We start from the raw sequence: 16,538 nt of genomic DNA on the forward strand, positions 1-16,538 counted from the left end.
AGCAAACCAGCTGCAAAGCAGCCTACAAATCCATTTCCCAGGTCTGGCCGGTCAGATCCTTGCCGAAGCTGTGGTGGTGCTCCTGCGAGACCAGCCTGAAGCCGGAACTTTCGTAGATCGCGCGCGCGGCGACGAGGATGTCGTTGGTCCACAGCACCAGCTTGGCGTAGCCGCAAGCCCGGGCCTGGTTCACGCATTCCGCGACCAGTCGTTTGCCGATGCCGAGGCCGCGCGCCGACGCCTCGACATGCAGCATTCTCAGCTTGGCCATTTCGTCGTCCTGATGAACCAGGAACACCGCGCCGACCGGATCACCACCGCGCTCTGCGATCCAGCAGAAATCGCGGCCGGGCACGAAATTGCGAATGAAATCGGCGCCGATCTCGGCGAGCATGGCCTCGAACTCGATCGTCCAGCCATATTCCTCGGCATAGAGTTGGGCCTGGCGCTGCACGACCCAGCCGACGTCGCCGACGCGATGCGGCCGCAACGTCACCTCGCTGCTGTCACGGGTGGGATCGCCCAGCAATTCCCCCGCCTTGCGCAAGGCGCTGCGCAGTTCATGCAACCTGTCGTCGGGGACGCTTTCGATCAGCCGCGCCGTGTCCCGATCGGCCGCCGTCTGCAGTCTGGCAAGCGCTGCCTCGCCTCGTGAGGTCAGCGAGAGGACCCTTCGACGCCGGTCAGCCGGGTCCGTTCTGGCCTCGGTCAGCCCCTGGCCCGCGAACTTGCGCAGGATCCGCGTCAGATAGGCGGCATCGACACGCAACTGTCTTGATATTTCGGAGGCCGCCGGGCCATTCTCCAGCCGAAAAGCACCAGCCAGGAAACCTCGCTCGCCCGCGATTTCGGCGGAAGCCGGGTTGCTGCGGTGACCCAGCTCGAACAGCACGCGCGCCTCGGTCAAAGTGAATGCACTTTGTGTCAGCGTCTCGTCGAGAAGGCCGACGGTGCGCGTGTAGAAGCGATTGAAGCGCCTGACATCAGCCACCAATGCGTTGCGTTCGTCCAACATCCGCAGCCACTCCTAAGGCAGCCGTATTTTCCAAAATTAGTGGACGGAGTCAAATAAATTTCGAGCCAGAGAGCCCAGCCATTGCGCCCGCGCCCTTCCCAGGTTGCATTCCTCACGCCACGCGCCAGATTCAAAACGAGACAGGCTTTGGAGAGATTCATGGCTGATCGTCGCAGGGAAGTGCTGACGCGGGTCTACGGCAATGTGCAAGGCGTCGGCTTCAGGGCCTGGGCTCGGGATCAGGCCACGAGCCTTGGCCTTGCGGGCTGGGTCCGCAATGAGGCGGATGGGTCTGTAACGGCCCAGATCGCTGGGCTCGATGAGGCGGTCTCGACCATGATCGAGCGCCTCTGGAAAGGGCCGGTCGGGGCTTCGGTTTCCAGGGTCGACGTCGACGAGTTGGCAGTACAACACGCCCTTATCGGGTTCAGGATCATTGCCTGATTGCGGCTTCGATCTCGTCATCTTGAATTAATTGAACGTTCGTTTTATTATTGTTCCGCAGAGGAGCTGACATGGCACGCACCACGGGGTCCGATGGCGAAAAGACCGAAGCGACCATCCGTGAGGCGGCGGTCAACCTCATCGCGCGTCTTGGCTACGAAGCGATGTCGATGCGTCAGCTTGCCGCCGAGGTCGGCGTCCAGGCGGCTGCGCTCTACCGCTACTTTCCAACCAAGGAAGAGCTTCTGTTCACGCTGATGCGCGAGCACATGGAAGATCTGGCCACAGCATGGGAAGCAGCCTGCCCAGCGAACGTAGATTCGGCGCAACTGCTCTCGGCCTATGTGCGCAATCACATCGCCTTTCATATCGAGCGACGGCACGCCACGCATGTGTCGAACATGGAATTGCGCAGCCTGTCGCCCGAACGGCTGACGCAGATCCTGCGCATGCGCACAGCTTACGAGAAGGAGCTGCGCACTATTTTACGCGATGGTGCCGAGACGGGCACCTTCAGCATCGACGACACCGGGCTGACGGCGATGGCGCTGATCCAGATGATGACCGGCGTCATCGTCTGGTTTCGGCCGGGCGAGCGGCTATCGATCGCCGAAGTCACGGCGACATATCTTTCAATGACAATGCGCCTGGTTGGCGCGAGGATCGGTACCTACAGCGCCGCGCGTCCCTTCGGACGCGCAAAGGACGCTGTAGCATTTTGATTTTGCGCATGACCCCGAAAATCAAAGTCGATTTTCGGGGTCATGCGCGGGGAGGAACGGCATGTACACGAACACACTCAGCTTCGGGCATGACGAGGAGATCGAGGCGCTGCGCGACTTGGTGCGGCGCTTCGCCCAGGACCGGATCGCTCCGATCGCCGCCGACATCGATCGCTCGAACGAATTTCCGGCGCATCTGTGGGGTGAACTCGGTGCGCTCGGCCTGCTCGGCATCACGGCCGATCCCGATTTCGGCGGCAGCGGCATGGGCTATCTCGCGCATGTGATCGCCGTCGAGGAAATCTCGCGCGCTTCGGCCTCGGTCGGCCTCTCCTATGGTGCTCATTCCAATCTCTGCGTCAACCAGATCAACCGCTGGGGAACGCCAGCGCAGAAGGGAAAATTCCTGCCGCCACTGTGCTCGGGCGAGCGGGTCGGCGCGCTGGCGATGTCGGAACCCGGCGCCGGCTCGGACGTCGTCTCGCTCAAGCTGCGTGCCGAAAAGCGCAACGACCGCTACGTGCTCAACGGCACCAAGATGTGGATCACCAACGGGCCTGACGCCGAGACCCTGGTCGTCTACGCCAAGACCGACCCGGACCTGAAATCGCGCGGCATCACCGCCTTCATCGTCGAGAAAGCGATGGCCGGGTTTTCCGTGGCGCAAAAGCTCGACAAGCTCGGCATGCGCGGCTCCAATACCGGCGAACTGGTTTTTTCGGATGTCGAAGTGCCGTTCGAAAACGTGCTGCACGAGGAGGGCCGTGGCGTCGAGGTGCTGATGTCGGGCCTCGACTATGAGCGCACCGTGCTTGCCGGCGGCCCGATCGGCCTGATGGCGGCATGCCTCGACGTGGCGATCCCCTACGTGCATGAGCGCAAGCAGTTCGGCCAGGCGATCGGCGAGTTCCAGCTGGTGCAAGGCAAGCTGGCCGACATGTACACGGTGATGAATGCCGCGCGCGCCTATGTCTATGCCGTTGCCGCCGCCTGCGACCGCGGCCAGACGACACGCAAGGACGCCGCCGGCTGCGTGCTGTTTGCCGCCGAGAAGGCGACGCTGATGGCCCTCGACGCCATCCAGCTGCTTGGCGGCAATGGCTATATCAACGACTATCCGACCGGCCGCCTGCTGCGCGACGCCAAGCTCTACGAGATCGGCGCCGGCACCAGCGAAATCCGTCGCTGGCTGATCGGGCGCGAGATCATGGCCGAGGGGGTGTAGGTATGGCCACATTGCAAACCCAGATCTCTCCTTCCTCCGAGGCATTCCGCGCCAATGCCGAGCGCATGCGGGCGCTGGTCGCCGACATTGCGGAGAAGGCGGCGGCCGTCGAGCGCGGCGGCTCGGAGGAAGCGCGCGAGCGGCATGTTTCGCGCGGCAAGCTGTTGCCGCGGGAGCGTCTCGCCCAGTTGCTCGACACCGGCTCGCCCTTCCTCGAGATCGGCCAGTTCGCGGCATGGTCGATGTATGGCGAGGAGATCTCTTCGGCCGGCATGATCGCCGGCATCGGCCGCGTCGAAGGCACCGAAGTCATGGTCGTCGTCAACGACGCCACGGTGAAGGGCGGCACCTACTATCCGCTGACCGTGAAGAAGCATTTGCGGGCGCAGGAGATCGCGCTGCAGAACAATCTGCCTTGCATCTACCTCGTCGACAGCGGCGGCGCCAACCTGCCCAACCAGGACGAGGTGTTTCCCGACCGTGAGCATTTCGGCCGCATCTTCTACAACCAGGCCAACATGTCCGCCGCAGGCATTCCGCAGATCGCCTGCGTCATGGGTTCCTGCACGGCGGGCGGAGCGTATGTGCCGGCGATGTCCGACGAGACGATCATGGTGCGCAACCAGGCGACCATCTTCCTCGGCGGTCCGCCGCTGGTGAAGGCGGCCACTGGTGAAGACGTCAGCGCCGAGGATCTCGGCGGCGCCGATGTGCACACGCGGCTTTCCGGTGTTGCCGACCACTATGCACTCGACGACGACCATGCGCTCGCCATTTGCCGACGCATCGTCAAAAACCTGAATCGGAACAAGACTGTAAGTCTGAACTTACAGAAATCGATTCCGCCGCTTCATCCCGCGGATGAACTGTACGGCATCGTGCCTACCGACCTGCGCCAGCCCTATGACGTCCGCGAGGTGATCGCGCGCATCGTCGACGGTTCCGAATTCGACGAGTTCAAGCAGAACTACGGCACCACGCTGATCACCGGCTTTGCCCATCTGCATGGCATGCCGGTCGGCATCATCGCCAACAACGGCGTGCTGTTTTCCGAAAGCGCTGTGAAGGGCGCGCACTTCATCGAGCTGTGCTGCCAGCGTAAGATCCCGCTTGTCTTCCTGCAGAACATCACCGGCTTCATGGTCGGTCGAAAATATGAAGCAGGCGGCATCGCCAAGGACGGCGCCAAGCTGGTGATGGCGGTCGCCACCGCCAGGGTGCCGAAGATGACTGTCATCATCGGCGGTTCGTTCGGCGCCGGCAATTACGGCATGTGCGGCCGCGCCTATTCGCCGCGCTTCCTGTGGATGTGGCCGAACGCCCGCATCTCGGTGATGGGCGGCGAGCAGGCGGCAACGGTGCTTGCCATGGTCAAGCGCGAAGGCATCGAGCGCAAGGGCGGAGAATGGAGCGCCGAGGAAGAGGCGAAATTCAAGAAGCCGATCCTGATGAAATACGAGCATGAGGGCCATCCGCTCTATTCGTCCGCACGCCTCTGGGACGACGGCATTATCGACCCTGCGAAGACGCGCGACGTGCTGGCGCTCAGCCTGTCCGCTGCGCTCAACGCCGAAATCGAGGACACGCGCTTTGGCGTGTTTCGGATGTGAGAATGGACGGTCAACTTCGACGGCCAAACGGCGGAACTATAGCGGCAGGCCGTTGCTGCCGTGCGAAAAGGCTGAACTGTATGGGCCAATCGATTCATCAGCATAAGCGGCTTCGATTCTCAAACAGTGAACTGGCGGCGAGGCAAAATATTCGCTACTGCTTATCCAGCATGGGGCAATGGGGACGGGCTGAAAATGAAACTGAAATATTGCCAGGGAACGGCTGCTTCGATACTTTCTGTATTTCTAATATTAACAGCGACCGACGCCGGCTCGGCGGAATCGCTCGCAGGACGCAAGGGAGACGTGCGTTTTCCGCCGACCTTGGGTTCGGGCGAATGCAACGTTGCCTACAAGGGTTATGTCGCGGCGAGCGGTCATTCGGCCTACGCTACAACCTTTTATTCGCGTGTCGTCGACCTCTACATTGTCTGCGGGACGAAGCTCAACGCGCCGTCCCAGAAGGCGGCGGAAGAGACGGCGCTGCGCAATTGCCAAGCCGGCTTGACACGGTGGAAGCTCAAGACCGCGAGTGGCGGCTGCGCAATCTCGTCATCGAAATAAGCAACCAGCCGAGACTTTTTTGCGAATGGGGGAAGCAGTATGAAATCCTGGACCTGCAAAGGAGCAGCCACCTCTATAGTGGCAGGCTTGCTGATCGTGGCGGCCCCCACCGCCGCCATGGCCGGATCGCTGGCAGGCAGCAAGGGCGACGTGCGCTACCCAGTGACCATTCCTATAGGAACCACCGGGGGCTGCGGGAAGGCTTACGCAGCGTATCTCGCAGCCGCAGGCCATTCGGCTTTCGCGGCGACGCCAATCGTTCCGGCGACCGAGTACTTCGTTTGCGGCGTGAAGCTGAATGCATCGTCGCAGAAGGCGGCTGCGGAACTGGCACTGAAATCCTGTCAGGCCAGCAAAAGCAAATACAAGGTTACCGTTGCCGGCGCCTGCAGCATCGCCGCGTCCAAATAGGCCGGAAAACGCCCGGTTTTTCTCGTTGGGTAAGACAAGATGAAATCCACGAATTCCAGGCGAACAGCCATGGCGATATTGGCCGGATTGCTGACGGTCGCCGCGTGTGGCGCGGGCATGGCCGGCTCACTCACTGGAAGCGAGGGAGACAAGCGTTTCCCGCCGTACCTGCCGCGAAATCCCAAGGATCCCTGCACCAAGACCTACAAGGCCTATGTCGCGGCCGGTGGCCATTCAGCGTACGCAACCACGCCCTACGCGCGGATAATGTCGTCGTACATAGTTTGCGGCGGTCACCTCAACGCACCATCTCAAAAGAGGGCCGAAGAGTTGGCGATGAAATCCTGTCAGTCAACCCGCGGCCACTACAAGGTCACGACCGGCGGCGCCTGCGAGATCGCTGCCTCCAAATAGGCTGGCGCCTGCCAGAATGGCGCTGCTGCCCGAGGCAAAACCGGGAGGCTCCATGTTCGCCAAGATCCTGATCGCCAATCGCGGTGAGATCGCTTGCCGTGTCATCCGGACGGCGCGCAAGATGGGTGTGCGCACTGTCGCCGTCTATTCGGATGCCGATGCGAGATCCCTGCATGTCGAGATGGCCGACGAGGCGGTGCATATCGGCCCCTCGCCCGTCGGCGAAAGCTATCTGCGCGGTGACAAGATCATCGCCGCGGCCCTGGCAACGGGCGCACAAGCCATTCACCCCGGCTACGGCTTCCTGTCGGAAAATCCCGATTTCGTCGACCAGGTGGTGGCGGCGGGGCTGATTTTCATCGGCCCGTCGGCGGCCTCGATCCGGGCCATGGGGTTGAAGGACGCGGCCAAGCGGCTGATGGAAAAGGCCGGCGTGCCGGTCGTGCCGGGCTACCATGGCGAGGCGCAGGAAATCGTGCTGCTTGCCTCCAAGGCACGCGAGATCGGCTATCCCGTGCTGATCAAGGCGCGCGCCGGCGGCGGCGGCAAGGGCATGCGCCGGGTCGAGCATCCCGATGAGTTTTCCGAGGCGTTGTCCAGCGCGCGGCGCGAGGCGAAAGCCGCGTTCGGCGACGACCGCGTGCTGGTCGAAAAATATGTCGACAAGCCGCGCCATATCGAGGTGCAGGTGTTCGGCGACAATTTCGGCAATGTGGTGCATCTCTACGAGCGCGACTGCTCGGCGCAGCGCCGCCACCAGAAGGTGATCGAGGAATCGCCCGCGCCCGGCATGACCGAGGCTTTGCGTAAGGCGATGACGGATGCGGCGGTGAAGGCCGCCAAGGCGATCAATTATTCAGGCGCCGGCACCATCGAGTTCATCGTCGATGCCTCGCAGGGCCTGAAAGCCGACCGCTTCTGGTTCATGGAGATGAACACCCGCCTGCAGGTCGAACATCCGGTCACCGAAATGGTGACCGGCACCGATCTGGTCGAGTGGCAGTTGCGGGTCGCCAGCGGCGAAAAGCTGCCGAAGACGCAAAGCGAGATCGCGCTCGTCGGCCATGCCTTCGAGGCGCGCATCTATGCCGAGGACGCGACGAAAGGTTTTCTGCCGGCAACGGGCACGCTGCACCATCTGAAATTTCCAGACGCGGCCTCCGAATGCGCCACGATGCGCATAGAGACAGGCGTGCGGGCGGGTGACGCCATCTCGCCCTATTACGACCCGATGATTGCCAAGCTGGTCGTCCACGCCACGGACCGTCAGGGGGCTCTGGGAGCGCTTGGCGCGGCGCTATCCCGGACCGAGATCGCCGGCTCGACGGTCAACACCGCCTTTCTCGCCGCTCTGGCCGCCGATCCGGATTTCGCTGCAGGCGATGTCGACACCAGCCTGATTGGCAGACACCAAGAAACCTTGACGACCGTCCCGCCTTCGAGCGACGAAACCATTGCTGCCGCCGCCCTTGCGGCCTCCGGGGCCGGAGCATCGCCGTCATCCGACGATCCGTGGTCGTCGCTTGTCGGCTATGCCCATTTCCACAGCGTGGCGCGACGCACATGGCTGAAGTTCGGCGAAGACGATATCGCGGCGAAGGTTTCGGTGCGGGCGGACGGACGATTCCAGGTCGCGCTGGACAAACCCTATGGCGACACCAATTCGCATGATTTTCGCGCCACGCCGCGCCTCGCCCGCTGGCCAGGCCATATCACCGTGTTCGAAGGCGCCGTCGGCTACACCTTCGCCGTGCCGGACCCGTTGGCACGGGCCGATGAGGCGGCGGCAAGCACCGGCAGCCTGCGTGCGCCGATGCCGGGATTGGTCAAGCTGGTGCGCGTGGGAAAAGGCGATACGGTGATCAAAGGCCAGCCGCTGCTGATCCTCGAGGCGATGAAGATGGAGCACACCATCGCCGCGCCGCATGACGGCGTGATCGCCGAGATCGCCACAGAGGGCGCACAGGTCACCGACGGAACGGTGCTGGTGCGGTTCGTCGAGGAGCACAACGCCGCGACCACAGCAGTGAGCTGACGGTTCGGAAGGCCACGACAGGGGAAGCAAAAAAATGGCCGGGATGAACCCGGCCATTTCTCTATGCCATCCAGTCGCCAGGGTGGCGATTACTGCGCGATCGGCGCGTATTTGCCGTCATGCCACTGGTTGATGTCGTAGCTGGCATTCTTGAGGTCGCCCTTCTCGTCGAAGGTGACATCACCGACAACGGTGCTGATCGGCGTACCGTTCTTCAACGCTTCGGCAACCTTGGCCGGGTCGTCGCTGCCGGCACGCTTGATGCCTTCGGCGAAAGCCTGGATGGTGGCGTAAGAGAACAGCGTGAAACCCTCCGGCACGAAACCGCCGGCCTTGATCTTCTCGACGGCTGCCTTGGCTTCCGGCTTTGCCTGCGGATCCGACGGGAAGACGAACATGGTGCCCTCGCCGGCCGGGCCGGCAACCTGCCAGAATTCCGGCGAGGCGATGGAGTCCGGCATGATCAGCTGGAACTTCAGGTTCTGTTCCGCCGACTGACGCAGGATCAGGCCGGCTTCAGGATGGTAGCCGCCGAAATAAACAACGTCGGCTTTCAAATCCTTGAGCTTGGTGACGAGAGCCGAATAGTCCTTCTCGCCAGCGTTGATGCCGTCATAATAGACCTCCTTGAGGCCGCCGGCATTCATCGTTGCCCTGACGGCGTCAGCCACGCCCTGTCCGTAGGCGCTCTTGTCATGCAGGACGACGACATTCTTGCCGGCAAACTTCTTGGCGATCCATGGGCCGATGAAGGCGCCCTGCGCATCGTCACGCGTGTAAAGGCGCATGATCGTCGGCCAGCCGGCCTTGGCTGCCGCATCGGTCAGCACCGGGTTTGACGAGGCCGGGCTCATCATCAAGGCGCCGGCTTCGGCATAGACAGCCGAGGCCGGAATGCTGGAACCCGAGCAGGCATGGCCGTCGATGAACTTGACGCCATCGGCGACGACGCGGTTGGCAACCGACACGGCCTGCTTGGGATCGCATTGGTCGTCTTCGATGCTCAGCTTGATCTGACGACCGTCGACACCGCCCGCGGCGTTGATCGCATCGGCGGCAGCCTGTGCGCCCTGCTTGAACTGATCGCCGATGGTGGCGAGCTGTCCTGTCATCGGGCCCACCACCGCAAAGGTGATGTCGTCTGCGAGTGCGACCGGCGTGCTCAACATCAGGCCGAATATGGCCGCGTTCAAAATACTCAATTTTTTCATGATGGTAGAACTCCTCCACTCACGCGCGGCCGCCCCGGCCGCGCTTCTTCCAGAGAGGCCGGACAATTTCACCCTTCATTGAGCCTGTCTAGGCGCATTGGCGCCGCTCGATTGGGCCTGCAAGACGTCATCCACGCAAAAAGCCACGCCAGCCTTGTTCCGGCTGGTCGCGGCTTTTTTGCCCGTCGAGCAATCTCCAGGCGCCCCCGCGCCTAAAAATCCGCTCAGCTTCCCTGTGTCGCGCACGACTGGGCCTTGCGGCCTGCCGCGTTCTTTCCCTTGCCTTCGTGACCGTCTTGCGCGGCCTTCAATTTCGCCGGGTCTGGCCGTCTGTGCGGCCTTGATCCCGGAGCTTCCCTGTCTTCGATGGATCTGTCTGCGATTGGCAGATTTCAGTGCATGGTCATCCATTCGCGGGCTTCGCGCAGCGCCGTGGCGATCTCGACCTTCGACATGGCGGCCGACAGTTCCGAGCGCAGCTCGGCGGCGCGGGCCGAGCCCTTGATTGCGGCGATGTTGAACCATTTGTGGGCGGCAACGACATCGGTCTCGCAATCGCGGCCGGTCGCATACATCATGCCCAGTTCGAAAAGGATGTCGGCCTGAGCAGTTGCTCCCATGGCGCCGAAACCTGCTTCAAGCATTTCAAAACGTGCCATTTCAATCCCCTGTTTTCCGGCCCTGTCAGGCTCCCGAGAGCTGCCTTCTTTCGTCTTGCCGGCTGCTCTTCCGATGCTTTCGAGAATGCCGTGCAGGCTTGAATCCGTCGTTAAATGGCGTGCTTAATTTGAGGAAAACAAAGCTAAAACAAGAGGTAAACGCCGAAATTCGTTAAGGATACAAACCCAGCAATTCAGCCTGCTTGCCTCAAATTTGACGAAAGTTTTCTCGCGCGGGGGCAAGACTTCGCTAACCACGGCAGACAAAGGCGATGCGCCGATCGTTTCATTTCATCGTCGAGGAGGCGCTTTCAGGCGGCTGCAAAATCCCAAAGTCTTCCGCTACGGCACCGCTTTTGTTTTGCCGGGAGCTGGATTAGCTTACGTTTGCGTAAGCGGCAGACCGGCGAGGCGGAGCATCCGGCCGGACATCCACAGGGAGGAAGACATGTTTCGAAAACTGAGCCTGGCCCTTGCGGCCACATTGATCGTGGCGAGTGCGGCATGGGCCGATCCGATCGAAGGCAATTGGAAGACGCAGGCCGGCGAAACCGCGGCCATCGCCGCCGGCAGCTCGTTTTCCATCACGCTCAAGTCCGGGAAATATGCCGGCAAGACCATCGGCTCGCTCAAGGCGACAGGCGACAACAAATATGCCGGCAACATCACCGATCCGGCAAACGACAAGACCTATTCGGGCAAGGCGACATTGTCGGGCAGCTCTCTCAAGATGAGCGGCTGCGTGCTCGGCGGACTGATCTGCAAGAGCCAGACCTGGCATAGACTTTAATTCTGCATAGTGCTATCGGACGGTTTCCAGACACCAACGGAGACCGTCCACCCATGCTACAGCCGCGCGATCTCAAGGGACGCCAAGCGATCTCGTATGCCCGCTGGTCCTCAGGGAAGCAGGCACATGGCGACAGCCTCGCCAGACAGACTAAGAATGCAGAGGATTTTTGCCGGACCCATGGTCTCACACTAGACCGCCAACTGGTGGACGATGGTATCTCAGCGTTCAAAGGGGCGAACCTTGAGGCATCCTTCGGCAAGCTTGTGGCGGACATAAAGTCGGGTGTGATCCTCGCTGACACAGTCCTGATAGTCGAGAACGTCGACCGCATCTCCCGGCTCAACTACTACGACGCCCAAAAGTTCTTCGGCTCCGTGCTGGAGACCGGGATTACCATCGTCACCTTGCATGACCAGCGTGTCCACACCATTGAGGGCTACCGGGCGAACTTTATGCACATGGTCCAGTCCATCCTTTCGATGCAGTCGGCGAACGAATACAGCGACAAGCTGTCCAAGCGTGTCAAAGAGGCTTGGAGCCGCAAGGCGGACAAGGCCAAGGCTGGCCGCATCAAGCTCGCTAAGGTCCCCTTCTGGATTGACCGCGAGACCCACGAATTGAGTGAACGGGCCGACGATGCCCGGTTGGTCTTTGAACTCGCCAAGGAAGGGCACGGCCAGCAATCCATTACGCAGATGCTGAACACGCGCGGCATCCCCTCTCCTTCGGGGAAAACATGGGCGCAAGCTGTGGTGGGCGAAGTCCTCCGCTCTCCAGCCGCCTACGGTTGCCTTGTCCTCAAAGGCGAGGAGGTGCCCGGCTACTTCCCTGCGTTGATCAGTGAGACGGAATGGCTGGCCACTCGGCAACGCACCAAGGCCCGGCGTCACAGTAGACAGGTGGGGCGCACATCAAACCTATTTTCCCGCATGGTCCACTGCGGGCACTGCGGCTCCCCGATGGTCCTCACGTCCTCCAGGAAGGGCGGTGCGGTATGGGGCTATTTCACCTGCACGGGGAAGACGTTCAAAAGTACGGAATGCACCGCGCCTAACTGGCGCTATGACCAGTTCGAGCAAGAGATGATTGACCGCATAGGGTTCCTGGCTGTTCCTATACCGCAGGACCAGACGGCCCCCGATCTCTCAAGGGAACTTGAGGAGACCATAGGTGCCCTTGAGGCCAAGCAGTCGAACGTCCTTGCCGGTATTGCCGAAGCTGACACACCCGAAGTCCGTAAGGTTCTCTTGGGGCAGGCCGATCAATTGGCGCGCCAGATCGAAGCCAAGCGTCGGGAGATAGTGGCCATCCGCGAAAATGACGCGAGACACCGTGAGAGCGCGGCGGCTTTCGTGGACTTTGAAATGGATCAAGAGGAGATCAAGCGGCTGGCTGAGGAGGACCGGAAGAAAGCCCAAGGGCTCATCTCCAGCCTCGTGCAGCGCATCGACCTTGAGAGCGCCAGCAAGACCCTCAGGCGGGCGATTGTCACGATGCGAAGCGGCTACAGCCACGCCCTTGTTTTCGACAGCACTGGGGAGCCGGGCTGATTAGGTTGCCGTATAGCACATTGACTGAAACCCTTTCTCCGTCGAAACGACCCGCAACCGTTTGACTTTGTTCGGTTTTGTGGATTTGGCTGCAATTACCCACCCATCATGGACAGAGAAGGCTCGCAAAGTGCAGGGCGATTAGGGGCCCATTCTGATAAGAGAACGACTTCATTAGTGACAGCTAATGGGTTGCCATACCGAGATACATGCGAACGCCCGCACTTCCGTCTCATGCGTGATTTCCACCTCATACTGTACATTAGAACGTCCGCGCCGAGCCAGCGCCATCGCTAATGTCGTCATACTGATACAGGCAAAGCTCCCCGGTCCAGCCAATTAAGGCCTCGTACAGATACGAGCAAAGCTCCGCTCGGGGCTCGCCGCTTGTTTTCTCCCTTGTCCTCCCTGTTTTTCTCTTGGTGGTCCTTTCTGATCACCAAGGTCAACACTCCTACATCTTGCGCCATAGCGCCTTGCATCCACAAAATCTAGGAACCATCGTGACCTATACCGAAGCAGCGGGCCTCCCCGCGTCTGCGGACATTGCCGCCACTATCGACGCCATGCGCGCCACTCCTTCTACGCCATCCCTCGCCGCCACATTCCCAACCCACGGTCGCCACTGGGGCCGCACGTCTCCCTTGCCCATTCGCATCACCCGCGCCACCCGTCGTCTCGCCCATGTGGGCGCGATGGTGCCGGAAGGGTGCAGCAAGGAGGACATGGAAAGGGTCCGATGCAACCACCGCATCCATGTCGATGCCATCAAGGAAATCCTTGGGACCCTCTGGTCTTTCCGGCTCCTCGGCTGGCTCCCTTCGGACACCATCTATCTGGACTTTGACCAGATCACCAAGACCGTAACCGCTGGCACCCGTCGGCCCAAGGACACCCACGACCTCATGCCTGACTGGTTCAGCCGCCGCTATTCGGTTGATGAACTCAAGGCCTTCCGGGACGGCAAGCCCGTCTGACTGCCTCGCAACCTGTATGCGGTGCCCATCGTTTCAGGGCGCTCATCCAGCTTTCCGGTGTCCTACGTCACCCGCCCTTGCCACGCTCGTTTTAGTCCACCACCGCACACAGGAAATGAAAGCCTCCTCGCCACCGGCTCCGCTCGTTCCGTCTGTGTATGCGGTGGCCCTGTTTCAGAGGGCATCGCCCCCTGCCCGCTTCCCTACACCACCCGCACCAACCCAACCCCTGTTGTGGCCACCACCGCACACAGGAAGAAAGCCATTCCATGTCCCTTCACACCACGACCATCGAACTTCACGGCTCCTATGCCGCCTACCACCCGGCCTCAGGCACACGCATCGACACATCCGACACCGCTTACGGTCGTCGGACCTACAAGGACCCGCTCGGCCCTTTATGCCGTAGCCTTAGGGACACCCTCGGCTATCCGCCCGAGACCCGTATCTACGTTGAACGGGCAGGAACCCCGATCTACAAGCGAGACCTAACCCTGGCCTATTGGGCAGACCACGATGTCGTAGACACTCAGGACCGCTCAGCAGTACGGATCAAGTTCCGTCCCTTTGACGGCTTCGCCAACGTGGGAGCCGAAAGGCTCGCCGCGTAACCGCAGGTGAAGACCAAAAATCCTCCCTCCGATGTCGCCCATTTTGGGGGGACTATAGGGGGGAACTTAAGATACCTCAGGATACCCTCAAGGAACTTGAGTTGCCCTAAGGTCTCTCCCTTGAGGTTTTACCAGTAGAGTTATCTCTCAAGTACCCCTGAGTTCAGCTGATGTGAACTCGGGTTGAACTCTCGTTCCCCACAAGCTCGCTCGAAGCTCCGCCTTCCATGCCAGCTTCCCATACCCAACCACAGGAGGTCGCTATCTGCGATCTAGGGCTTACTCTCGGCATCGCTGCCGGGATCGCTAATGCTGCCGGTCAGGCATCCGCTGCCGCAGCCAACTCCAAAAACATCCAACAGCGCTACAATCTGGCTCAGGTTTCCAACGAACATGACTTCGTGACCAAGGCCAATGCTGCCAACAAGGAAGGCTATCAGGCTACCCTTGAGGGTGACCGCGCCAAGTCATCCGCTATCGCCTCAGGCGCTGGCATGAACGGCAACACCGCTGGCCTCAGGCTGGCCGAACAATCCCGTCAGCAAGCACTATCCATAGCCAACGCCAAGGACCAGCGGGAGGGTGCCAAGGCCAACTACATCATGCAGGGCAAGGCTGACCAGCTTGGGGCGCAAGACGCGCTCAACAAGCAGCAAATGAACCCCATGACTACGTTCCTGGACGTGGCCACGTCCGGTCTCAAGAACTACGGCGCATTTCAGTAACCCCAAGGAAACCCCATGGCATCCCCCGTCACTCGGGGCCACCCGCGCGATTGGCGTGTGGGTGTCCAGTCCCCGCACAACGGCGCTCAGTTGCGCCGCCGACAGATCATCAACGAACAGAAACCCTGCTCTTGCCCCGGCTGTGACCGGAAGCGCTCGGGGGTCTCTCGCTACTGTGGCCATCATCGTGATGCCACAAGTTCCCGAGGGGACCCCTTGGCGCGCCTCCCGTCTCGCAACGAACTGGTGATCTTCACGAAGGCTATCGACCTGTTCCTGCAGACGGACCCCAAGCTTGCCGCGCGTGTCGCGGTGGACCTGAGGTCTCTTGAGCGCCGCATGTTCCAGCCGCCTACCTTCTGTCTCGGACCAGCCGACATCCACAAAGGCCTCCCCCAGATCGCCAAGGCCAAGGGTCTCCTTGCCAACTGGCAGCACCGGGAAAGGCGCACCTATACCGAAGCCCTCACCCATGCACTGGCGCTGCTGGGCTGGATGGACGTCTACTACGCTACCTCAGGTGGCCTGTGGGAAAACCGCAAGGCCTACCTGTTCACCCGAGCGGGTGCGCTCCTCGGGGACTTCCGCAAGACGGTTGGCTCTAAGACGTTGATCAAGGAGGCCTCAGGGGCAACCCACCGTCTCCTCGGTCGCGACTTCGTCCACCACGTACAGCAGACATACGGCAAGGACTTCTGGTCCTCGGCTATCTCCACCAACTCAGGGTCTGAGATGACCCTACGCGACTACACCAAGCTGGCCCTCAAGGCCGCGAACCTCCTTTAGGAAACCCCACGATGTCCAACTACTACGACCACACCGCAACCGAAACGATGCGTATGCCCAACCCCCTGGACGACAGGTCCGGTTGGACCCCAACGAGTAACCCCAACTACGCCAGCGGCTCCGCCGCCGGTCCCTCCCCCGAGGGTAAAGTGTTTGTCCCCGGCATGAACACCTACGTCGATGCCGACATTGCCGAACAGCTTGGCCTCTTGGGACCTCAGGCCACCCCCAGTGCCACCTCGACCGACCACCCGTCGCTCGACCATCGGGCCATTCCCGCTGGCGACGATCCCCTTGAACACATCGACATCAATGAACTGTCCGACGAGGATCTTGAGGCCCTCCAGCAAGAGCTTGAGATCGAGACCTGCGACCTCGAACCATCACTGTCAGAAACCCTCGACCAAATTGCCGAGTGCTTCACGCCTGAGGCCTTTGAGGCTGGTGTCGATGCAATGGTTGAAACGGGCGACTTCAACGACACGTTGGCCCGTCTCTCTGAGGCCACCGGATTAGACGAGGCCACAGCGTCAACGCTTGTCGAGACAACCGTGATGGAGGCAACCCCAATCGCAGCCGAGCAGATCGGTGGGGAGCGTTGGAGTTCCATGCTCTACGCGGCCACGAGGACCGACGACAGCCTGGCCCGCCGCATCGTGTCGGATGTGGTGACTGGTCGGTTGGACCCTGCCCGACTGGCGAACGCCTATGACCTCTGGTGGCAATCGCTGCCAGACGCCGACTGAGGGAGGACAACCGATGCTCGGCTACATCACAACCGCCTAT

Annotated in this window: 18 protein-coding genes; 15 read left to right on the forward strand and 3 right to left on the reverse strand. The window is 61.2% G+C overall.

All coding sequences use genetic code 11. From position 1 onward, the window contains the following. Nucleotides 1-22: 22 nt before the first annotated feature. Nucleotides 23-1,015 (reverse strand): bifunctional helix-turn-helix transcriptional regulator/GNAT family N-acetyltransferase, encoded by a 993-nt coding sequence (locus AC0L2U_RS03745; RefSeq protein ID WP_128288776.1) that lies wholly within the window; start codon nt 1,013-1,015, stop codon nt 23-25. A gap of 159 nt (nt 1,016-1,174) precedes the next feature. Here AC0L2U_RS03745 and AC0L2U_RS03750 point away from each other — a divergent pair, with 159 nt between their 5' ends. From AC0L2U_RS03750 to AC0L2U_RS03785, 8 genes are all read left to right on the forward strand, one after another. Next, nucleotides 1,175-1,459, forward strand: coding sequence for an acylphosphatase (locus AC0L2U_RS03750; protein WP_128288777.1), 285 nt, complete (start codon nt 1,175-1,177; stop codon nt 1,457-1,459). A gap of 71 nt (nt 1,460-1,530) precedes the next feature. Then, nucleotides 1,531-2,181 (forward strand): TetR/AcrR family transcriptional regulator, encoded by a 651-nt coding sequence (locus tag AC0L2U_RS03755; protein WP_292636183.1) that lies wholly within the window; start codon nt 1,531-1,533, stop codon nt 2,179-2,181. A 61-nt stretch (nt 2,182-2,242) separates the two neighbouring features. Beyond that, a complete protein-coding gene (locus AC0L2U_RS03760; RefSeq protein WP_127396810.1) occupies nt 2,243-3,406 on the forward strand; it encodes an isovaleryl-CoA dehydrogenase in 1,164 nt (387 codons plus the stop codon). A 2-nt stretch (nt 3,407-3,408) separates the two neighbouring features. Beyond that, a complete protein-coding gene (locus tag AC0L2U_RS03765; protein ID WP_127810904.1) occupies nt 3,409-5,016 on the forward strand; it encodes a carboxyl transferase domain-containing protein in 1,608 nt (535 codons plus the stop codon). 195 nt (nt 5,017-5,211) lie between these two features. Then, on the forward strand, nt 5,212-5,580 hold the full coding sequence (locus tag AC0L2U_RS03770; RefSeq protein WP_127269365.1) for a hypothetical protein: 369 nt from the start codon (nt 5,212-5,214) through the stop codon (nt 5,578-5,580). 39 nt (nt 5,581-5,619) lie between these two features. Next, the gene (locus AC0L2U_RS03775) at nt 5,620-5,991 is read left to right on the forward strand and encodes a hypothetical protein (protein WP_127322446.1); all 372 of its coding nucleotides are present in this window, start codon (nt 5,620-5,622) and stop codon (nt 5,989-5,991) included. Between the two features lie 69 nt (nt 5,992-6,060). Beyond that, entirely contained in the window at nt 6,061-6,405 is a 345-nt protein-coding gene (locus AC0L2U_RS03780; RefSeq protein ID WP_236382870.1) for a hypothetical protein, read from the forward strand. Nucleotides 6,406-6,457: 52 nt separating this feature from the next. After that, on the forward strand, nt 6,458-8,440 hold the full coding sequence (locus AC0L2U_RS03785; RefSeq protein ID WP_128288778.1) for an acetyl-CoA carboxylase biotin carboxylase subunit: 1,983 nt from the start codon (nt 6,458-6,460) through the stop codon (nt 8,438-8,440). An 89-nt stretch (nt 8,441-8,529) separates the two neighbouring features. Here AC0L2U_RS03785 and AC0L2U_RS03790 read toward each other — a convergent pair whose 3' ends face one another. Continuing rightward, on the reverse strand, nt 8,530-9,651 hold the full coding sequence (locus AC0L2U_RS03790) for an ABC transporter substrate-binding protein (protein WP_127810906.1): 1,122 nt from the start codon (nt 9,649-9,651) through the stop codon (nt 8,530-8,532). Nucleotides 9,652-10,043: 392 nt separating this feature from the next. Continuing rightward, complete coding sequence (locus AC0L2U_RS03795) at nt 10,044-10,310, reverse strand: SEL1-like repeat protein (RefSeq protein ID WP_013532614.1); 267 nt, start codon at nt 10,308-10,310, stop codon at nt 10,044-10,046. Between the two features lie 448 nt (nt 10,311-10,758). Between AC0L2U_RS03795 and AC0L2U_RS03800 the strand changes: the two genes are divergently transcribed. The 7 genes from AC0L2U_RS03800 (at nt 10,759) to AC0L2U_RS03830 (ending at nt 16,498) form a co-directional block, all read left to right on the forward strand. Then, nucleotides 10,759-11,100 (forward strand): DUF2147 domain-containing protein, encoded by a 342-nt coding sequence (locus AC0L2U_RS03800; protein ID WP_292634510.1) that lies wholly within the window; start codon nt 10,759-10,761, stop codon nt 11,098-11,100. A gap of 53 nt (nt 11,101-11,153) precedes the next feature. Next, the gene (locus tag AC0L2U_RS03805; protein WP_473601409.1) at nt 11,154-12,653 is read left to right on the forward strand and encodes a recombinase family protein; all 1,500 of its coding nucleotides are present in this window, start codon (nt 11,154-11,156) and stop codon (nt 12,651-12,653) included. Nucleotides 12,654-13,156: 503 nt separating this feature from the next. Continuing rightward, the gene (locus tag AC0L2U_RS03810) at nt 13,157-13,630 is read left to right on the forward strand and encodes a hypothetical protein (protein ID WP_292634506.1); all 474 of its coding nucleotides are present in this window, start codon (nt 13,157-13,159) and stop codon (nt 13,628-13,630) included. A 269-nt stretch (nt 13,631-13,899) separates the two neighbouring features. Continuing rightward, nucleotides 13,900-14,241, forward strand: coding sequence for a hypothetical protein (locus AC0L2U_RS03815; protein WP_473601411.1), 342 nt, complete (start codon nt 13,900-13,902; stop codon nt 14,239-14,241). Nucleotides 14,242-14,468: 227 nt separating this feature from the next. Continuing rightward, the gene (locus AC0L2U_RS03820; protein WP_292634503.1) at nt 14,469-14,966 is read left to right on the forward strand and encodes a hypothetical protein; all 498 of its coding nucleotides are present in this window, start codon (nt 14,469-14,471) and stop codon (nt 14,964-14,966) included. Between the two features lie 216 nt (nt 14,967-15,182). Then, nucleotides 15,183-15,752: a hypothetical protein gene (locus tag AC0L2U_RS03825; RefSeq protein ID WP_473601412.1), complete on the forward strand. Its 570-nt coding sequence runs from the start codon at nt 15,183-15,185 to the stop codon at nt 15,750-15,752. 11 nt (nt 15,753-15,763) lie between these two features. Beyond that, a complete protein-coding gene (locus tag AC0L2U_RS03830) occupies nt 15,764-16,498 on the forward strand; it encodes a hypothetical protein (protein ID WP_473601413.1) in 735 nt (244 codons plus the stop codon). The last annotated feature ends 40 nt before the right edge of the window (nt 16,499-16,538 follow it).

The organism is Mesorhizobium sp. WSM4808 (assembly GCF_055811675.1).